The sequence below is a fragment of the Pseudoxanthomonas sacheonensis genome (assembly GCF_031455975.1).
GTDB lineage: Bacteria > Pseudomonadota > Gammaproteobacteria > Xanthomonadales > Xanthomonadaceae > Pseudoxanthomonas_A > Pseudoxanthomonas_A sacheonensis_A.
Map to the genome: position 1 here is coordinate 215,440 of NZ_JAVDTT010000005.1, position 18,539 is coordinate 233,978.

The window sequence follows — 18,539 nt, forward strand, 5'->3', positions numbered from 1 at the left end:
GACCCAATGCGTCAGTTCGATAGCTTCGCAGGTGCGAAGCGGGGTGAGGGTCGCGAAAGCGAACTGCCGTGGACCCTACACTTCAGCCACCCCCGAAAACATGTTAAACGTGGCATGGTTCTTGCTCGCGCTCACCCCATGGTGCGAGCGCGCCAAAATAGGCTCTAGACAGGAAGATTCATGAACGCTGTAGTCGCCAACAACGTCAATCTGGTCGGTATCACCGGCATCGCCCGACGTCTGGTGCAGGACGGCTCGATGGACGAAGCCACGGCCCGCAACGCCATGGCCGAGGCCGCCAGCGCCAAGCTGCCTTTGGCCCAGTGGATATCCAATAAACGACTGGTGACCTCCCCGCAGTTGGCCGCGGCCAATGCCATCGAGTTCGGCATGCCGCTGCTCGATGTCACCGCTTTCGACCCGAACCAGAGTGCGATCAAGCTGGTCAGCGACGAATTGCTGCAGAAACACCAGGTGCTGCCGCTGTTCAAGCGCGGCAACCGCCTGTTCGTGGGCGTGTCCGACCCGACCAAGACCCACGCGCTGGACGAAATCAAGTTCCACACCAACCTGGTGGTCGAACCGATCCTGGTGGATGACGAGTCCTTGCGCCGTGCGCTGGAGCAATGGGGCAGCGCATCGGACACGATGACCGGATTCGGCGAGGACGACGAAGGTCTGGACAACCTGGAGATCGGCACCGACGAGGACATGAACCAGTCCGATAGCGGTATCGACGCCAAGGGCGACGATACCCCGGTGGTCAAGTTCGTCAACAAGGTGCTGATCGACGCGATCAAGAAGGGCGCGTCGGACATCCATTTCGAACCCTACGAGAACGACTACCGCGTACGCCTGCGCATCGACGGCATCCTCAAGCAGGTGGCCAAGGCGCCGGTGAAGCTGAACCCGCGCATCGCTGCGCGCCTGAAGGTGATGGCCCAGCTGGACATCGCCGAAAAGCGCGTGCCGCAGGACGGCCGCATCAAGCTCAACCTCAGCAAGACCAAGCAGATCGACTTCCGCATGAGCACGCTGCCCACGCTGTTCGGCGAGAAGATCGTGCTGCGTATCCTGGACGGTAGCGCGGCCAAGCTGGGCATCGAGAAACTGGGCTACGAGGACGACCAGCGCGACCTGTTCGTGAATGCGGTGCAGAAGCCCTACGGCATGGTCCTGGTCACCGGCCCGACCGGCAGCGGCAAGACTGTGTCGTTGTACACGGCCCTGAATATCCTCAACGACGACGTGCGCAACATCAGCACGGTCGAGGACCCGGTGGAAATCCGCGTACCCGGCATCAACCAGGTGCAGATGAACGTGAAGCGCGGCATGACCTTCGCCGCCGCCCTGCGCAGCTTCCTGCGCCAGGACCCGGATGTGATCATGGTCGGCGAAATCCGCGACCTGGAAACCGCCGAGATCGGCATCAAGGCCGCGCAGACCGGCCACATGGTGCTCAGCACCCTGCACACCAACGACGCGCCGCAGACCATCGCCCGCCTGATGAACATGGGCATCGCCCCGTACAACATCACCAGCTCGGTAACCCTGGTCATCGCTCAGCGCCTGGCCCGTCGCCTGTGCAACAACTGCAAGCGCAAGGTCGAACTGCCCGAACACGCCTTGCTGGCCGAGGGTTTCACCGAAGAAGAGGTCAAGACCGGCTTCACCGTGTACGAAGCCGTGGGCTGCGATGAATGTACGAGCGGCTACAAGGGCCGCACCGGCATCTACCAGGTCATGCCGATGAGCGATGCGATCGCCGCCATCGTGCTGGAGGGCGGCAACGCGATGCAGATCGCGGAAGCCGCCAAGAAGGCCGGCGTGCGCGACCTGCGCCAGTCCGCCCTGATGAAGGTGCGCCACGGCGTGACCAGTCTGGCCGAGATCAACCGCGTCACCAAGGACTGACCCTCTGTAGGAGCGGGCCCTGCCCGCGACGCTTTTCACATGTGTCCGGCAAGAGCGTCGCGGGCAGGGCCCGCTCCTACAGAGGACGTCCCACATCAAAGGGTCGCGGAAAAGCCGCGCCTACGGGTTTTGTAAACCCGGCAAGCCGTCACAGTGGCAAATACCCCTGAACGCCGGAAAACGCTACCATGCGGTCATCATTGCCCGGCGTGGGGATGCCGGATATAGGGGATAAGAGATGGCCGTAACCCGTAGCGCTGCAAAGAAGTCCGTCGTCGTGGACCGCGGCACCAGCCAGATGTCGGTGTTCGTCTGGGAAGGCAACGACAAGCGCGGCGTCAAGATGAAGGGCGAGCAGCAGTCCAAGAGCGCCAATCTGCTCCGCGCCGAACTGCGCAAGCTCGGCATTACCCCGACAGTGGTCAAGCCCAAGCCCAAGCCGCTGTTCGGTGCTGCGGGCAAAACCATCACCGCGAAGGAAATCGCGTTCTTCAGCCGTCAGATGGCGACGATGATGAAATCCGGCGTGCCGATCGTGCAATCGCTGGAGATCATTGGCGACGGCCACAAGAACGCGCGCATGAAGAAAATGGTGGGCGAACTGCGCGCCGATATCGAAGGCGGCTCCTCGCTTTACGAAGCGATCCTGAAGCATCCGGTGCAGTTCGATGAGCTGTATCGCAACCTGGTACGCGCCGGCGAAGGCGCAGGTGTACTGGAAGAAGTACTGGCGACCATCGCCGACTACAAGGAAAACCTGGAGACCCTGAAGGGAAAAATAAAGAAGGCCTTGTTCTACCCCGCCATGACCATCGCGGTGGCGATCATCGTCAGTGGCATCCTGCTGGTGTTCGTGGTGCCGCAGTTCGAGGAAACCTTCAAGAGCTTCGGCGCGGACTTGCCCGCTTTCACACAACTGATCGTCAATGCCTCGCGTTTCCTAGTTTCGTGGTGGCTGCCGATTCTTATCGCAATCATCGGCGCGATCTCGGCATTCATCTTTTTCAAGAAGCGCTCCTTGGCGCTGCAGCACTTCCTCGACCGCATGATCCTGAAAGTGCCGGTAGTAGGCGAAATCATGCACAACTCGGCCATCGCGCGTTTCGCGCGTACGCTGGCGGTGACCTTCAAGGCCGGCGTACCGCTGGTGGAAGCGCTGGAGACTGTTGCCGGTGCCACCGGCAACACGGTGTACGAGAAGGCCGTGTTCCGCGTGCGCGAAGACGTGGCCGTGGGTTACCCGGTCAACGTGGCGCTGAAGCAGACCAACCTGTTCCCGCACATGGTCATCCAGATGACCGCCATCGGCGAAGAGGCCGGCGCGCTTGACGCCATGTTGTTCAAAGTGGCCGAATACTACGAGCAGGAAGTGAACAACGCGGTGGACGCGCTAGCCAGCCTGATCGAACCGATGATCATGGTGGTGATCGGCATCCTGGTCGGCGGCATGGTGATCGGCATGTACCTGCCCATCTTCAAGCTGGCGATGACGATCAGCTGACTGCATGGCATTCCTCGACCAGAACCCCGCGCTGGGGTATCCCCTCGCGGCCGGTCTGGGCCTGCTGGTGGGCAGTTTCCTCAACGTGGTGATTCTGCGCCTGCCGCGGCGGCTGGAATGGCAGTGGAAGCGCGACGCGACCGAGATCCTGGAGCAGCCGGAGATCTACGATCCGCCGCCGCCGGGCATCGTGATCGAACCCTCCCACTGCCCCCACTGCAAGCACAAGCTGTCGTGGTACGAGAACATTCCGGTGTTCAGCTGGCTGGCGCTGCGCGGCAAGTGCCGCCATTGCCATGCGCCGATCTCGGTTCAGTACCCGGCGGTCGAATTGCTGACCGCGATACTGGCATTGGTATCGGTCTGGCACTTCGGTTTCGGCTGGCAGGGTTTCGGTGCGATTCTGCTGAGCTGCTTCCTGATTGCGCTGTCCGGCATCGACCTGCGCACCCAGCTGCTGCCCGACCAGCTGACCCTGCCGCTGATGTGGCTAGGGCTGATCGCCAGCCTGGACAACCTGTACATGCCGGCCAAGCCGGCGGTGCTGGGCGCCATCGCCGGCTACGTTTCGCTATGGACGGTGTGGTGGCTGTTCAAGCAACTGACCGGCAAGGAAGGCATGGGCCACGGCGATTTCAAGCTGCTGGCAGCGCTGGGCGCCTGGGTGGGCTTGAAAGGCATCCTTCCCATCATCCTGCTTTCCTCCGTCGTGGGCGCCGTCATCGGCTCGGTGTGGCTGGCCATGAAAGGCCGCGACCGCGCCACGCCCATTCCCTTCGGCCCGTACCTGGCCATCGCCGGCTGGATCGTGTTCTTCTGGGGCAAACAGATGGTCGACGCCTACATGAAGGTCTCCGGCCTCGCCTGAGCCCTCTGCGGGATCCGCAGCGCGCTCCTACATAATGGGCGCATGAGCGACTATCTCATCGGACTCACCGGCGGCATCGCCTCGGGCAAAAGCGCGCTGGAGCGGGAATTCGTCGCGCGCGGGATATTCGTTGCCGATGCCGATCTGATCGCGCGCCAGATCGTGGAGCCGGGCCAAGCGGCGCTGGGCGCGGTAGTGGATCATTTCGGCGCATCCGTGCTGACAACGGACGGGCGGCTGGACCGCGCGGGTTTGCGTGCGCTTGTGTTCGACGACGAGCCGGCACGGCGCGCGCTGGAAGCGATCCTGCATCCGATCATCCGCGCGCAGTTGCATCAGCAATGCCGCGCCGCCGCCAGCACGTACGCGATCGCCGCGATCCCGCTGCTGACCGAAGGCGGCGGCCGCAACGCCTACCCGTGGCTGGATCGGATCCTGGTGGTGGACGCCCTGCCCGCCACGCAGAAAGCGCGCCTGAGACAGCGCGACGGCATCGACGACGTCCTGGCCGAAAAGATGATCGCCGCCCAAGCGACGCGCGCCCAGCGGCTGGCCATCGCCGACGATATCGTGGTCAACGATGGCGACCTTTCGCATCTGCGCGCGGCCGTCGCAGAACTCGACACCCGCTATCGCGCGCTGTCCACAAGGCTGTAATTCCGACCTCGATCTTCGGGCAGCGGCCTACCCGGTCCACTTCCCTACGAAGACAAGGGGGACCAGAGGGAACGGATGGCCGCGATGCCCTGGGCGCCGTGCTGGCGCGCTTCCGGCAAATCGGCCGGCGAGAGGCCGCCGATGGCGTAGATCGGCAGCGAGACCGATTCACGGAGCTTGGCGAAGCCTTCCCAACCCAAAGGACTCGCCTCCGGATGGGTAGCGGTCGGCAGCACGCTGCCGAGCACGGCGAAGTCGCAGCCCAGGGCCTGGGCGAGCTGCAGAGATTCGGCAGTATGGCAGGAGGCGGCGACAGGCAGGCTTTCCGGCAAGGGGCGCGAAGAAAGACCGGCCAGCTGCGACGAGCGCAGATGCACACCGATGCCCAACTCCAGCGCAAGGTCGATGTCGCCGTTGACTAGAGCCTCGGCGCCGGCCTTACGGCAGAGCGCCGCCCCGGCGGCAGCGAGTTCCCGCCAACGCGGTTGCAGATCGATCGCGCGCGCGCGCAGCTGCACGCGCCGAAGGCCTGAGGCCAACGCGGCGGAGAGAGAGGCGAGCCAAACGGCATCGTCATCGCCAGGCTCGGGCGTGACCAGATAGCGATCCGGTTGCAGCAGCGCGGCCACCACCGGCCGGTCGGCGGGCGGCATGGGGTAGCGGGGGAGCTTTTCCGGCGCGACCCAGGCCAGCGCCTGTCCTTCGACGCCTCGCGGAATGCCCTGCCACGCGGTCACCTGGCGCACGTCCAGGCGCAGGCGTTTGTCGGGATACTGCTGCGGCACGCTGATCAGCGCTGCGCCCACCTGCACGGTGATGCCGAGCTCTTCCTGCAATTCGCGGATCAGCGCGTGCTCCAGCGATTCGCCCGGTTCGCGCTTGCCGCCCGGGAACTCCCACAGGCCGGCCAGGTCGCGGCCGTCGGTACGGCGCGCAAGCAGGATGCGGCCGCGCACATCGGTGATGACCGCGGCGGCGACATGGATGAAGCGCAAAGAAGAAGGCATGACCCGGAGCTTGCCGGGAATCGTGCGGGGAACGCAAATGACAAGGGCGCCTTCCGGCGCCCCTGTTGTACTGCTTCAGCTCAACTGGCCGTGGCAGTGCTTGAACTTCTTGCCGCTGCCGCACGGGCAGGGATCGTTGCGGCCGACCTTGGGGCCGTCGCGGGTAATGGGCGAGAAACCCAGCTGCGCGGCCTCAACGTCGGCGGCTTCCTCGTCGGCGCCGTAGCCGCCCGCTTCCTGATGCTGGAACTGCAGCTGCTGCTCGCGGGCGGCGGCCACGCGGCGTTCCTCGGCTTCCAATGCGGCGACTTCCTCTTCGCTGCGGATGCGCACGCGCGCCAGGATGGTGACGACTTCGCGCTTGACCTTCTCCAGCATGTCGGAGAAAAGCTCGAACGCTTCCTTCTTGTATTCCTGCTTCGGCTGCTTCTGCGCGTAGCCGCGCAGATGGATGCCCTGGCGCAGGTAATCCATGCTGGCCAGATGCTCCTTCCAGTTCTTGTCGAGCACGGTCAGCATGATGTGCTTCTCGAGCGAGCGCATGGTTTCAGGACCCAATTGCGCTTCTTTCTCCTCGAAGTGCGCGGCCATGGCCTCCTGCACGCGCTGGGCGATGCGTTCGGCGTCCAGTTCTTCGGCTTCCTGCGGCCAGCGCGTGACCGGCAGCGGCAGGCCGGCTTCCACCGCCAGCTCCTGCTCCAGACCTTGCAGGTCCCATTGCTCGTCCACCGAATTGGGCGGCACGAACTTGGCGACCATGTCCTCGACCACGTCGCCGCGGATGCCTTCGATGTTTTCCTTCACCGACTCGGCGTCCAGCAGTTCGTCGCGCTGGTTGTAGATCACCTTGCGCTGGTCGTTGTTGACGTCGTCGAAGTCCAGCAGGTTCTTGCGGATGTCGAAGTTGTGCGCTTCCACCTTGCGCTGCGCCTTCTCGATCTGGCGGCTGACCAGACGATCCTCGATGACGTCGTCCTCCTTCATGCCGATCAGCTTCATCGCCTTCTGCACCCAGTCGGAGGCGAAGATACGCATCAGATTGTCTTCGAGCGACAGGTAGAAACGCGAGGAACCCGGGTCGCCTTGACGGCCGGAACGGCCGCGCAGCTGGTTGTCGATGCGGCGCGATTCGTGGCGTTCGGTGCCGACGATATGCAGGCCGCCGGCGGCCTTCACTTCGTCATGGCGCTTCTGCCACTCGGCCTTGACCCGTGCGCGGTCGGCATCGGTGGCGTCTTCGGGCAGTTGCTCGTATTCGGCTTCCAGCGAACCGCCCAGCACGATGTCGGTACCGCGGCCGGCCATATTGGTGGCGATGGTGATGGCTTTGGGACGGCCCGCCTGGGCGACGATCTGCGCTTCGCGTTCGTGCTGCTTGGCGTTGAGCACTTCGTGCGGCACGCCGGCCTTGCGCAGGTGCTCGGACAGCAGCTCCGAGGTCTCGATCGAGGTGGTGCCCACCAGCGCCGGCTGGCCGCGCGCGTAGCAATCCTGGATGTCGACCAGCACCGCGTTGAACTTGCCGTTGCGGTTGAGGAACACCTGGTCGGACGAATCCTTGCGCACGGTCGGGCGGTTGGTCGGAATGACGATCACTTCCAGACCGTAGATGCTCTGGAATTCGTAGGCTTCGGTATCGGCCGTGCCGGTCATGCCGGACAGCTTCTTGTACATGCGGAACAGATTCTGGAAGGTGATGCTGGCCAGGGTCTGGTTCTCGCGTTGGACCGGCACGCCTTCCTTCGCCTCGACCGCCTGGTGCAGGCCGTCGGACCAGCGACGGCCGGTCAGCGTGCGGCCGGTGAATTCGTCGACGATCACCACTTCGCCGTCGCGCACGATGTAATCCACGTCGCGCTGGTAGATGGCGTTGGCGCGCATCGCCGCGTTGAGGTGATGCACGACGCTGAGGTTGTTGGCGCCGTACAGGCTGTCTTCTTCGTCCTTCAGGATGCCGGCTTCGCGCAGCAGCTCTTCGGCGTGCTGCATGCCCGCCTCGGACAGGTGCACTTGCTTGCCTTTCTCGTCGACCCAGAAGTCGCCCTCGCCTTCCTCGGTTTCCTGCTTGATCAGCTTGGGCACGATGCGGTTGACGCGGATGTACAGCTCCGGCGATTCGTCGGCGGGACCGGAAATGATCAGCGGGGTGCGCGCTTCGTCGATCAGGATCGAGTCCACCTCGTCGACGATGGCGTAGTGCAGGCCGCGCTGGTAGCGGTCGTCGCGCGACATCGCCATGTTGTCGCGCAGGTAGTCGAAGCCGAATTCGTTGTTGGTGCCGTAGGTGATGTCGCTCGCGTACGCTTCGCGCTTGTCCGAATGCGGCATGCCGGGATAGACCACGCCCACGGTCAAGCCCAACCAGCCGTACAGCTTGCCCATCCACGCCGCGTCGCGGCGCGCCAGGTAATCGTTCACGGTGATGACGTGGACGCCCTTGCCTTCCAGCGCGTTCAAGTACACGGGCAGCGTGGCGACCAGGGTCTTGCCTTCGCCGGTACGCATCTCGGCGATCTTGCCCAGATGCAACACCATGCCGCCGATCAGCTGCACGTCGTAATGGCGCATGCCCAACACGCGGCGCGAGGCTTCGCGGCAGACGGCGAAGGCTTCGGGCAGAACCTTGTCCAGCGATTCGCCGTCGGCGATGCGTTTCTGGAACTCCGGGGTCTTGGCCTTCAGGGCTTCGTCGGAGAGCTTTTCCAGCTCCGGCTCCAGCGCATTGATCTTGGTGACGCTACGTTGGAGTTGCTTGAGCAGGCGTTCGTTGCGACTACCAAAGACACGGGTAAGCAGGCTGTTGATCATGTAGGGAACCGGAGTTGAAAGGAGCGTCGGGCGCAATCGGCGGCTCGGAGCCCGCTTCCTGCCGCCCAAAACGAAACAGGGCGCAATGCGCCCTGTTGGCAACACACCATTGTAGCTTGGGGCGGACCCTGGGGAATCAAGCAGCGGATTCAGCCGCGCTTGACCTGCCCTACCGGGGTCGGGCCTTCGCCCAGGAACTTGCGCGGATTGACGACTCGGCCGTTTTCCCAGACTTCGAAATGCACGTGCGCGCCGGTGGAACGGCCGGTGGAGCCGGCCTTGGCGATCTCCTGGCCTACGCGCACCAGGTCGCCCACCCGCACTACCAGCCGCGAGTTATGCGCATAACGGGTCACGTAGCCGTTGCCGTGGTCCACGTCGACCACGTTGCCGTAGCCGCTCTTGACGCCGGCGAAGCTGACCACGCCGTCGGCCACGCTCAGCACCGGATCGCCCACGTCGGCTTCGAAATCGATGCCCTTGTGATACTGGCTGCCACCGCCCAAGGGGTCCGCACGGCCACCGAAACCGGAGGTGATGTAGCTGTTGGCGATCGGCATGCGCGAAGGCATGGCGTTCTTGTCCAGCTCGCGGTTGAACAGCAGCGCTTCCAACACCGACAGCTGCTTGCCGGAAGCGGCGAACTGGCGTTCCAGCTGGGTCACGCCGACGTTCAGCGCCTTGGGCTCCATGTCGAAGGTCTGGTCGTTGCCGCCGACACCGACCGGCTTGTCGAAGTCGAATTCGCCATCCTGCAGCTGGCCGACGCGGGTCAGGCGTTCGCCCAGCGCATTGAGGCGGTTGGCCTGGGCCTGCAGCTCGCCCAGGCGCGCGGCCATGGCGTTGACTTCCTGCTGGGCGCCGCGGCGGACCTGCTCCAACTCGGCCTGCTGCTTGTCGGCCTTGGCCTGCAGCAGCGAGACCTGGGCCATGCCGGCGGCGCTACGGCCGCCGAAACCCAGCAAAAGGCCTGCGGCGAGCAGAATGCCGACGCTGGCGAGTGGGCGGGAGTACATGAAGACACGGGCCTGATGGGACTTGCTGGCCAAGAGATGGGCCATGCCGACGCGTGAATTGTTTACGATGGATTGAAAGGTCATAGATACCGATGTCTGATTCGAAGTCCCAACCGCGTCGCGCTTCATCCCCACAGCCTGCTTTGCAGGCTGCGATGTCGGATGCCGCCACCGACCCGGTGCGCAGAGCCTTGTGGCTCGACGCGCTGGAACAGCAACTTCGCCCCTGTCTACCGCCTGCCCTCGCCCCACACTGCAAACTGGGGAACGTGGCCGGCGGAAAACTCGTTTTTATTGTCGATTCCCCCGTGTGGCACGCCAAACTGCGACTTGCCGCACCCGAATTGATCAACTTGGCCCGATCCATCGGGTTTGCAGCCACCGAAGTGGTTGCGAAAACTACGACTGCGCCCTTCCAGCGGCCTGAGCCGGCCGGACTTGCGGTCAAACCCATGTCGGAAGCTTCGCGCAGTGCGCTCAAAGCCGCCTTGGCATCCCTGGACGATCCGGACTCCGCCGGATCCAATGAGGGCAAGGACCCCATTCCTGAACACCGGGGCGGCCGGGCCAAACGTTGAATCCGGCGCGCACAGGCCGAAGCATGGTACCCAGCAAAGGCAATGCGTTCGTTATCGAATAGTTAAATTATTGTGAATTCACGGCCAGGGAACGTTGCCGGTTCACAGTTCCGGCCAAATCGGGCCGTCCGCCGGGGGCGGTTGTTCAGACAGCGAGCGCGGGGCTGCCGTAGGCCACGGGCGCAGGGCTGGCCGGGACCTCGAAAGTCACTTCTTCCCAGGCCGAGCGTTCGGCCATCAGCGCCCGCACCAGCTTATTGTTGAGCGCATGACCGGACTTGAAGCCTTCGTATGCGCCCAGGATGGGGTGTCCGGCCAGGTACAGATCGCCGATGGCGTCCAGAATCTTGTGGCGCACGAATTCGTCGGCGTAGCGCAGGCCGTCGTCGTTGAGCACGCGGAATTCGTCCAGCACGATGGCGTTGTCCATCGAGCCGCCCAGGCCCAGGTTGCGCTCACGCATGTATTCCAGGTCGCGCATGAAACCGAAGGTGCGCGCGCGCGCGACTTCCTTGGTATAGGCGGCGGTGGAGAAATCGATCTCCGCGCGCGACTGCGAAGCGGGGATCATCGGATGATCGAACTCCACGGTGAAGCCGACCTTGAAGCCGTCGTAGGGCACGAAGCGCGCGATCTTGTCGCCGTCGCGCACTTCCACCGGATGCAGGATGCGCAGGAAACGTTTGGCCGCGTTCTGCTCGACCACGCCGGCGGACTGCAACAGGAACACGAACGGACCGGCGGAGCCGTCCATGATCGGCAACTCGGCCGAAGACAGTTCCACATAGGCGTTGTCGACGCCCAGGCCGGCCATTGCCGACATCAGGTGCTCGACGGTCATGACCTTGGCGCCATCGCGGCTCAGGCCCGTGCACAGGGTGGTCTCGCTGACCAGCTCGGCGTTGGCGGGAATCTCCACCACCGGGTCCAGATCCACGCGGCGAAACACGATGCCGTTGTCGACCGGAGCAGGACGCAGGGTCATGTAGACCTTTTCCCCGCTATGCAACCCCACGCCTGTGGCGCGGATCACATTCTTGAGGGTGCGCTGCTGGGTCATAAGGGCGAGGCTGAAGCGAGTGTCGAACAGTCGGCGAGAATAGCACGCAGGTGCCTGAATCCTAACGGAAGAATCGATCTGTCCCACGCCTGAAACGATGCCAAGCGGCGGGGGCTCAGGGGGAAAAAGCTGCCGGGCCGGACAAGCCCGGCAGCGAAGGGGACAGGACAGTCTTCCATCGCGGACGCCCTAGGGTATCCGCGACCCACTCCTTGCTTCCCTCTCCCATCCGGAGAGGGCTTGAATCAATCCGCCTGGCGGCGCAGGAACGCCGGGATATCCAGGTAATCGCCCGGCAGGTCGGCGGTCGCCGGAGCGGCGGCCGGCAGGGAAGCCGGTTCGGCGCTGCCGCGGCGCAGGCCCAGCCCGCTGACCGCATTGGCCACCGGATCCATCATGGCGTTGGCGTCGTAAGCCATGCCCGTGGTGGCGTCGCGGACCAGCTTGATCGGCGCGCGCATCGGTTCGCGCAGGCTGTTGCTTTCGCCACGGCCCAGCGGCTGGCGCACGGCGGCGGTGCGATTGAGGCCGGTAGCGACCACGGTGACGCGGACTTCGTCCTGCATGTCCGGGTCCAGCACGGTGCCCAGGACCACGGTGGCGTCCTCGGCGGCGAAGCCTTCGATGGTGCGGCCCACTTCGTCGAACTCGGCCATGGTGAAATCCGGGCCGGCGGTGATATTGACCAGGATGCCGTTGGCGCCGGACAGGTTGACGTCGTCCAGTAGCGGATTCTGGATCGCCGCCTCAGCCGCCGCCTGCGCGCGGTCGTCGCCGCGTGCCGAACCGGTGCCCATCATGGCCAGGCCCATTTCGCTCATCACGGTACGCACGTCGGCGAAGTCGACGTTGATCAGGCCCGGGCGCACGATCAGGTCGGCGATGCCCTGCACGGCGCCCAGCAGCACGTCGTTGGCGGCACGGAACGCCTGGATCATGGTCGCGTTGCGGCCCAGCACGGTGATCAGCTTTTCGTTGGGAATGGTGATCAGCGAATCGCAGTGGTGGCTGAGTTCTTCGATGCCCTTCAACGCGACCTGCATGCGGCGGCGGCCTTCGAACGGGAAAGGCTTGGTGACCACGGCAACGGTCAGGATGCCCATCTCCTTGGCGAGTTGCGCCACGACCGGCGCTGCGCCGGTGCCGGTACCGCCGCCCATGCCGGCGGTGATGAACACCATGTCGGCGCCTTCCAGCGCGGCGATGATGCGTTCGCGATCCTCGAGCGCGGCCTGGCGGCCGACTTCGGGATTGGCGCCCGCACCCAGACCCTTGGTGACGTTGCCGCCCAGCTGCAGCTGGGTCTTGGCGCCGCAGTTGTTGATGGCCTGCGAGTCGGTGTTGGCGGTGACGAATTCAACGCCTTCCACGCTGCTGCTGACCATGTGCGCGACCGCGTTGCCGCCGCCGCCGCCGACGCCGATGACTTTAATCACCGCATTCGGTGCCATTCTTTCAACCAGTTCGAAATGTGCCATGTCCATGTCCTCGTAATAGTTATGTTGTGTATCGAATCAATCGGGTTGTTGCTCAATTCCCGTTTTTCCTTCCCGCCTCACGCCTCCGCGCCCTCGCGGTTGCGCCAAACTCCTGCGCGGCCTCAGAACTCGCCGCGGTACCAGTTCTTCAATTTGTTGAATAGGCTTCCGGTCTTGCCCAGGGGCAAGGACGGACGCCGCGGATGCTCGATCTGGCTGCCCATCAGCAGCAGGCCCACGCCGGTGGCGTGCACCGGGTTGCCGACCACTTCGCCCAGACCGGTGACGTGCTGCGGAATGCCGATGCGCACCGGCATCTGCAGCATTTCCTCGGCCAGTTCGACCACGCCTTCCATCTTCGAAGCGCCGCCGGTCAGCACCATGCCGGCCCGCACCAGCTCTTCGAATCCGGAGCGGCGCAGTTCGGCCTGCACCATTTCGAAGATTTCCTCGTAACGGCCCTGCACCGCCTGCGCCAGCGAATGGCGCGGCAGGCGGCGCGGCGGGCGGTCGCCGACGCTGGGCACCTGGATGCTTTCCTCGGCGGTGGCCAGTTGCGCCAGTGCGCAGGCGTAACGCACCTTGATCTGCTCGGCTTCAGGCGTGGGCGTGCGCAACATGTGCGCGATGTCGTTGGTGACGTGGTCGCCAGCGATGGGCAAAGAAGCGGTGTGGCAGATCGCGCCCTGCACGAACACGGCCAGATCGGTAGTACCCGCGCCCATGTCGACCAGCACCACGCCGAGCTCGCGCTCGTCGCTGGTCAGCACGGCGACACTGGAGGCCAACGAAGAAAGAATCAGATCGTCGATCTGCAGACCGCAGCGCTGCACGCACTTGCTGATGTTGGCCGCGGCCGACTGCGCGCACACCACCAAGTGCGCGTGTACTTCCAGGCGCACGCCGGTCATGCCGACCGGATTACGGATGCCTTCCTGCGAATCGTCCAGTACGTATTCGCGCGGGATAGCGTGCAGGATCTTCTGGTCGGCGGGGATGGCCACGGCCTTGGCGGCCTCCAGCACGCGATCCAGGTCGCCCCAGGTCACTTCGCCATCGCGGATCGGCACGATGCCGGGCGAATTCTTGCACTGCACGTGCGCGCCGGAGATGGAGGCGTAGACCGAACGGATTTCGCAGCCCGCCATCAGTTCGGCTTCTTCCACCGCGCGCTGGATCGACTGCACGGTGGACTCGATGTCCACCACCACGCCGCGCTTGAGTCCGCGCGATTCGTGCGAACCGATGCCGATCACTTCGATGGGATTGCCCGGCGAATATTCGCCGACCAACGCGGTGACCTTGGAAGTGCCGATGTCGAGACCGACGATCAGCGATTTGTCGCCCTTGCGATTCATGTGCTTGCCTGCTGGGTAATGCCCCCTGTCCCGTTCGCGGGAGAGGGTTGGGGTGAGAGCGTTTCCGCGGTAGCGGGCTTGTCGGCCCAGCTCAAAGCGAAACCATTGGTGTAGCGAAGGTCGGCGCGCTGCAGCGGCAACGCATTGCGCGCCAGCAATTGCGGCAACATGCGCGCGAACCGGCCCAGGCGCGGGCGCGCATCGGCGCGGCCCACCACGACCTGTGTGCCGTTGCTCAGGGCCAGCGACCAGCTGCCGCGACGGTCCATCACCAGGCTGTCGACCTTGAAGCCGATCGGAGCGAACAGTTCGCGCGATTCGTTGTAGAGCTTCACCACTTCCTGCACCTGCGAATCGGGACCGCCGAGCTGCGGCAGCGCATCCGACCGCATGTCCTTCGGCACCGGGAACAGCCGCCCCTGCTCCGACAGCAGTCGATCCTTGCCCCAGCGCGCGAACGGCTTGTGTTCGACGACCTCGATCTCCAACACGTCCGGCCAGCGTTTGCGTACTTCGGCACGTTCGACCCAGGGCAGCTTTTCCACCGCATCCTGCGCGCCCTGCAAACGCGCGGCGAAGAAGCCGGGCTTGGCGTAAGGCAGGACCACCGCCCGCAACTGGACAGGATCGACACGCTCGAACTCGCCATGCACGCGCAGTTTGGTCAGCGGCCAGCGCTCGGCGCCGATCCAGCCGTTCATGACCGCGACCACCGGCAGCACGACCAGCGCCAATGCCAGCAGCCAGGTGAAGATGCGCAGCGCGGCGTTCATCGGCCGGCCACCTCCGGCAGCGTGGCTTCCAGGATCCGCCAGCACAGCTCTTCGAAACCGATACCGGCCTGCTGCGCTGCCTTGGGCACCAGCGAATGACTGGTCATGCCCGGCGCGGTGTTCACCTCCAGCAGATAGAAGTTGCCGCTGGCGCGGTCGCGCATCACATCGACGCGGCCCCAGCCACGGCAGTCCACTGCGTTGAATGCTTCGACCGCGATCCGTCCGATCTCGGTTTCATCGGCGCCTTCCAGGCCCGGACACAGATACTGCGTATCGTCGGCGACGTACTTGGCGTGGTAGTCGTACCAAAGCCCTTTCGGCACGATGCGGATGGAAGGCAATGCCACGCCGCCGAGAATCGGCACAGTGAGCTCGTCGCCGATGACCATCTGCTCCATCAGCAGTTCGCCCGGATAGCGCGCCGCCAGATCCAATGCCGCCTGCAGGTCGGCTTCATCGACCACGCGCGAAATGCCGACGCTGGAACCTTCGCACGAGGGTTTGACGATCAACGGCAGGCCGATGGCGCTGGCGGCGACATGCACGTCGTCGCCTTTCGCCAACCGACGATAGGCGGGCGTGGGCAAACCGACCGACATCCACACCTGCTTGCAACGGATCTTGTCGAGCGCCAGCGCGGAGCCCAGTACGCCGGAACCGGTGTACGGAACGCCCAGCGCTTCCAGCAGGCCCTGCAGCACGCCATTCTCGCCTTCGCCGCCATGCAGGATGTTGAAGACGCGGTCGAACTTCTTCTGCGACAGCGCTTCGGTCAGCGCAGACACGCCGTCGACGGCGGTCGCGTCGACGCCGCGCGCGAGCAGCGCCTCGAGCACGTTGCGGCCGGAGTCCAGCGACACTTCGCGCTCGCTGGAGGTGCCGCCCAGCAGCACGGCGACCCGACCGAATGCCTTCGGGTCGGTGACGGTCTGCGCGGGGATTGCGTACTTGCTCATTCTGACTTGCTTCCTCCAAAACCCTGGGCAGCGATGTCCTGGGCGACATGGCCGATATCGCCCGCGCCCATCAGCAGCAGCAGATCGCCGTCCTGCAGCACGTCGGGCAACACGCCGGCGAGTTCGGACACCTGGCTGACCACCACCGGCTCGTTGCGGCCGCGCGCACGGATGGCGCGGGCCAGCGATTTGGCGTCCGCACCGGCGATCGGAGCTTCGCCTGCGGGATAAACTTCGCTCAAGACCAGCGCGTCCACTTCGGACAGCACCGCGGCGAAGGCGTCGAACTGGTCGCGCGTACGGCTGTAGCGATGCGGCTGGAAGGCGACGACAAGACGCTTGTCCGGCCATCCGCCACGCGCTGCGGCGAAGACCGCGGCGAGTTCGCGCGGATGGTGGCCGTAGTCGTCGACCAGCCTTACCCGCGCGCCATTGGGCGTGGTGATTTCGCCCAGGTCGTTGAAGCGTCGGCCGATGCCCGAGAATTTCTCCAACGCATTGGCGATGTCCTGCGGCGTCACGCCCAGCTGCCAACCTATGCACGCTGCGGCGAGCGCGTTCTGCACGTTGTGGCGGCCCGGCAAGGCGAGCTTGACCTGCACCTGGCTGTCTTCGGGCAGGCGCAGGGTGAAGCGCATGCAGCCGGCTTCCTGGGTCACGTTCTCGGCGCGTACGTCGGCGTTCTCGGCGAAGCCGTAGCTCATCACGTGACGCGGCGTGTCGGCCGCCAGGGCGGCCACTTCGGGGTCGTCGATGCACAGCACCGCCAGCCCATAGAACGGCAGGCGTTGCAGAAATTCGGCGAACGCGGCCTGGACTTTCGAGAAATCGTTGTCGTAGTTTTCCAGATGGTCCGAATCGATGTTGGTGATCACCGCCATCAGCGGATTCAGGCGCAGGAAACTGCCGTCGCTTTCGTCCGCCTCCGCGACCAGCCACTGGCCATCGCCGAGCTTGGCGTTGGCGCCCGCCGCGAGCAGTTGGCCGCCGATGACGAAGGTCGGATCCAGTCCGCCTTCGCTCAACACCGCTGCCGTCAAACTCGTAGTGGTGGTCTTGCCGTGGGTACCGGCCACCGCGATGCCGCGGCGGAAACGCATCAGCTCGGCCAGCATCGCCGCGCGCGGCACGATCGGAATGCGCTGCGAACGCGCTTCCATCAGTTCCGGGTTGTCGTGCTTGATCGCGCTGGACACCACCACGCAGTCCGTACCTAGCACGTTGGACGCGTTGTGCCCGCGCATCACCCGCGCGCCCAGCGACACCAAACGGCGCGTGGCGGCGTTGTCGGCGTTGTCCGAACCGGAGACTTCGTAGCCGAGCGTGCACAGCACCTCCGCTATTCCGCTCATGCCGGAGCCGCCTATGCCCACGAAATGCACGCGGCGGAATTCCTGGGCCAGGTTGCCCGTGTGTTGCAAGCGGCGTTCGCGTGCGGCGGCCATCATCATGCGGCGCGTTCCAGTTCGGATTCTTCAAGAATGATGTCGGCGATGCGTTCGGCCGCATCGGGCTTGGCCAGCGAGCGAGCGGCGTCGGCCATCGCCAGGCGGCGGACCGGATCGGCGGCGAGCTCGCCCAGGACCTGCTGCAGGCGCGACGCTAGCTGGTCGTCCTGCTTCAGCAATACCGCGGCGCCGTGTTCGACCAGGTACATCGCGTTCTTGGTCTGGTGGTCGTCGACGGCAGCGGCGAAGGGAACCAGCACGCTGCCGATGCCGGCGGCGCACAGCTCGGCGAGCGTGGACGCGCCCGCGCGGCAGACCACCAGATCGGCCCAGGCATAGGCTTCGGCCATGTCGACGATGAAGCTCTCCACGCTGGCGATCACATTGGTCTCGGCATAGGCGCGCATCGCTTCCTCGCGCATCTTTTCGCCGCACTGATGGCGCACTTCGATGCGGAAGCCGGACAACGCCGAGAGCGCTTGCGGCAGCGCGAGATTCAAGGCGCGCGCGCCCTGGCTGCCGCCCAGCACCAGCAATCGCAACGGCTCCGCCCGTCCGGCGAAACGTTGCGCGGGCGTCGGCAACCCAGCGATCTCGTCGCGCACCGGATTGCCCACCGCTTCTTCGCGGGCCGGGAAGCTGCCGGGAAAACCGGCGAGGATGCGTCGCGCGAACTTCGCCAGCACGCGGTTGGTGAAGCCGGGCGCGCGATTCTGTTCGTGCACCAGTAATGGACGGCCCTGCAGACGCGCGGCCATGCCGCCGGGGCCTGCGGCGAAACCACCGAAGCTGACCACCGCACGCGGCGAGCGCTGGCGCAATACCGAACCCGCACGGCGGATCGCCTTGAAGACGCGCAATGGCGCGCCCAGCAAGGCGAGCCCGCCTTTGCCGCGCACGCCGGAAATGGCGATGGTGTCCAACGGAATGCCGTGCTGGGGCACCAGCCGGGTTTCCATTGCGCCTTCGGCGCCCAGCCAGGTCACCGGCACGCCGCGCGCGCGCAGCACCTTGGCCACCGCCAGCGCCGGGAAGATGTGGCCGCCGGTGCCTCCCGCAAGGATCATTACCGGAGCCGCATCGCCAAGGCGAAGCGGCGTGACCGGCGCGTCGC

15 protein-coding genes are annotated in these 18,539 nt (G+C 65.0%); 5 read left to right on the forward strand and 10 right to left on the reverse strand.

All coding sequences use genetic code 11. From position 1 onward, the window contains the following. Window positions 1–180 precede the first annotated feature (180 nt). The 4 genes from pilB to coaE all read left to right on the forward strand — a co-directional run bounded on the left by pilB (window position 181) and on the right by coaE (window position 4,940). A complete protein-coding gene (gene pilB, locus J2W94_RS17095; protein ID WP_310095990.1) occupies window positions 181–1,914 on the forward strand; it encodes a type IV-A pilus assembly ATPase PilB in 1,734 nt (577 codons plus the stop codon). A gap of 238 nt (window positions 1,915–2,152) precedes the next feature. Then, complete coding sequence (locus tag J2W94_RS17100; protein ID WP_310095992.1) at window positions 2,153–3,415, forward strand: type II secretion system F family protein; 1,263 nt, start codon at window positions 2,153–2,155, stop codon at window positions 3,413–3,415. A gap of 4 nt (window positions 3,416–3,419) precedes the next feature. Continuing rightward, on the forward strand, window positions 3,420–4,283 hold the full coding sequence (locus tag J2W94_RS17105; RefSeq protein ID WP_310095994.1) for a prepilin peptidase: 864 nt from the start codon (window positions 3,420–3,422) through the stop codon (window positions 4,281–4,283). 42 nt (window positions 4,284–4,325) lie between these two features. After that, a complete protein-coding gene (coaE, locus tag J2W94_RS17110) occupies window positions 4,326–4,940 on the forward strand; it encodes a dephospho-CoA kinase (protein WP_310095997.1) in 615 nt (204 codons plus the stop codon). Window positions 4,941–4,984: 44 nt separating this feature from the next. Here the strand turns inward: coaE and J2W94_RS17115 are convergent, their stop codons facing one another. From J2W94_RS17115 to J2W94_RS17125, 3 genes are all read right to left on the reverse strand, one after another. Continuing rightward, window positions 4,985–5,947, reverse strand: a complete 963-nt coding sequence (locus J2W94_RS17115; RefSeq protein ID WP_310096000.1) for a Nudix family hydrolase — start codon at window positions 5,945–5,947, stop codon at window positions 4,985–4,987. A gap of 75 nt (window positions 5,948–6,022) precedes the next feature. Beyond that, on the reverse strand, window positions 6,023–8,755 hold the full coding sequence (gene secA / locus J2W94_RS17120; protein ID WP_310096002.1) for a preprotein translocase subunit SecA: 2,733 nt from the start codon (window positions 8,753–8,755) through the stop codon (window positions 6,023–6,025). Between the two features lie 149 nt (window positions 8,756–8,904). Further along, window positions 8,905–9,855, reverse strand: a complete 951-nt coding sequence (locus J2W94_RS17125) for a peptidoglycan DD-metalloendopeptidase family protein (protein WP_430540645.1) — start codon at window positions 9,853–9,855, stop codon at window positions 8,905–8,907. An 8-nt stretch (window positions 9,856–9,863) separates the two neighbouring features. Here J2W94_RS17125 and J2W94_RS17130 point away from each other — a divergent pair, with 8 nt between their 5' ends. Further along, complete coding sequence (locus tag J2W94_RS17130; RefSeq protein ID WP_310096006.1) at window positions 9,864–10,349, forward strand: DUF721 domain-containing protein; 486 nt, start codon at window positions 9,864–9,866, stop codon at window positions 10,347–10,349. 145 nt (window positions 10,350–10,494) lie between these two features. Here J2W94_RS17130 and lpxC read toward each other — a convergent pair whose 3' ends face one another. The 7 genes from lpxC to murG all read right to left on the reverse strand — a co-directional run bounded on the left by lpxC (window position 10,495) and on the right by murG (window position 18,492). Continuing rightward, complete coding sequence (lpxC, locus tag J2W94_RS17135; protein ID WP_310096008.1) at window positions 10,495–11,409, reverse strand: UDP-3-O-acyl-N-acetylglucosamine deacetylase; 915 nt, start codon at window positions 11,407–11,409, stop codon at window positions 10,495–10,497. 245 nt (window positions 11,410–11,654) lie between these two features. Then, a complete protein-coding gene (ftsZ, locus tag J2W94_RS17140; protein WP_310096010.1) occupies window positions 11,655–12,887 on the reverse strand; it encodes a cell division protein FtsZ in 1,233 nt (410 codons plus the stop codon). Window positions 12,888–13,009: 122 nt separating this feature from the next. Next, entirely contained in the window at window positions 13,010–14,245 is a 1,236-nt protein-coding gene (gene ftsA / locus J2W94_RS17145) for a cell division protein FtsA (RefSeq protein WP_310096012.1), read from the reverse strand. Continuing rightward, on the reverse strand, window positions 14,242–15,018 hold the full coding sequence (locus J2W94_RS17150; protein ID WP_310096014.1) for a cell division protein FtsQ/DivIB: 777 nt from the start codon (window positions 15,016–15,018) through the stop codon (window positions 14,242–14,244). The genes ftsA and J2W94_RS17150 overlap by 4 nt, the downstream gene beginning before the upstream one ends. Beyond that, window positions 15,015–15,977 carry a D-alanine--D-alanine ligase gene (locus J2W94_RS17155; protein WP_310096016.1) on the reverse strand — a complete coding sequence of 321 codons (963 nt, stop codon included), beginning with the start codon at window positions 15,975–15,977 and terminating at the stop codon, window positions 15,015–15,017. Before J2W94_RS17155 ends, J2W94_RS17150 begins: the two co-directional genes overlap by 4 nt. Continuing rightward, on the reverse strand, window positions 15,974–17,425 hold the full coding sequence (gene murC / locus J2W94_RS17160; protein WP_310096166.1) for a UDP-N-acetylmuramate--L-alanine ligase: 1,452 nt from the start codon (window positions 17,423–17,425) through the stop codon (window positions 15,974–15,976). The genes J2W94_RS17155 and murC overlap by 4 nt, the downstream gene beginning before the upstream one ends. After that, window positions 17,425–18,492 carry an undecaprenyldiphospho-muramoylpentapeptide beta-N-acetylglucosaminyltransferase gene (murG, locus tag J2W94_RS17165; protein ID WP_310096168.1) on the reverse strand — a complete coding sequence of 356 codons (1,068 nt, stop codon included), beginning with the start codon at window positions 18,490–18,492 and terminating at the stop codon, window positions 17,425–17,427. The genes murC and murG overlap by 1 nt, the downstream gene beginning before the upstream one ends. Window positions 18,493–18,539: the final 47 nt, after the last annotated feature.

What these genes read in the sequence shown, in the direction of transcription:
- pilB (WP_310095990.1), top strand. Translation starts at nt 181, where the DNA reads ATGAACGCTGTAGTCGCCAACAACGTCAATCTGGTCGGTATCACCGGC.
- J2W94_RS17100 (WP_310095992.1), top strand. Translation starts at nt 2,153, where the DNA reads ATGGCCGTAACCCGTAGCGCTGCAAAGAAGTCCGTCGTCGTGGACCGC.
- J2W94_RS17105 (WP_310095994.1), top strand. Translation starts at nt 3,420, where the DNA reads ATGGCATTCCTCGACCAGAACCCCGCGCTGGGGTATCCCCTCGCGGCC.
- coaE (WP_310095997.1), top strand. Translation starts at nt 4,326, where the DNA reads ATGAGCGACTATCTCATCGGACTCACCGGCGGCATCGCCTCGGGCAAA.
- J2W94_RS17115 (WP_310096000.1), bottom strand. Translation starts at nt 5,947, where the DNA reads ATGCCTTCTTCTTTGCGCTTCATCCATGTCGCCGCCGCGGTCATCACC.
- secA (WP_310096002.1), bottom strand. Translation starts at nt 8,755, where the DNA reads ATGATCAACAGCCTGCTTACCCGTGTCTTTGGTAGTCGCAACGAACGC.
- J2W94_RS17125 (WP_430540645.1), bottom strand. Translation starts at nt 9,855, where the DNA reads ATGACCTTTCAATCCATCGTAAACAATTCACGCGTCGGCATGGCCCAT.
- J2W94_RS17130 (WP_310096006.1), top strand. Translation starts at nt 9,864, where the DNA reads ATGTCTGATTCGAAGTCCCAACCGCGTCGCGCTTCATCCCCACAGCCT.
- lpxC (WP_310096008.1), bottom strand. Translation starts at nt 11,409, where the DNA reads ATGACCCAGCAGCGCACCCTCAAGAATGTGATCCGCGCCACAGGCGTG.
- ftsZ (WP_310096010.1), bottom strand. Translation starts at nt 12,887, where the DNA reads ATGGCACATTTCGAACTGGTTGAAAGAATGGCACCGAATGCGGTGATT.
- ftsA (WP_310096012.1), bottom strand. Translation starts at nt 14,245, where the DNA reads ATGAATCGCAAGGGCGACAAATCGCTGATCGTCGGTCTCGACATCGGC.
- J2W94_RS17150 (WP_310096014.1), bottom strand. Translation starts at nt 15,018, where the DNA reads ATGAACGCCGCGCTGCGCATCTTCACCTGGCTGCTGGCATTGGCGCTG.
- J2W94_RS17155 (WP_310096016.1), bottom strand. Translation starts at nt 15,977, where the DNA reads ATGAGCAAGTACGCAATCCCCGCGCAGACCGTCACCGACCCGAAGGCA.
- murC (WP_310096166.1), bottom strand. Translation starts at nt 17,425, where the DNA reads ATGATGGCCGCCGCACGCGAACGCCGCTTGCAACACACGGGCAACCTG.
- murG (WP_310096168.1), bottom strand. Translation starts at nt 18,492, where the DNA reads ATGATCCTTGCGGGAGGCACCGGCGGCCACATCTTCCCGGCGCTGGCG.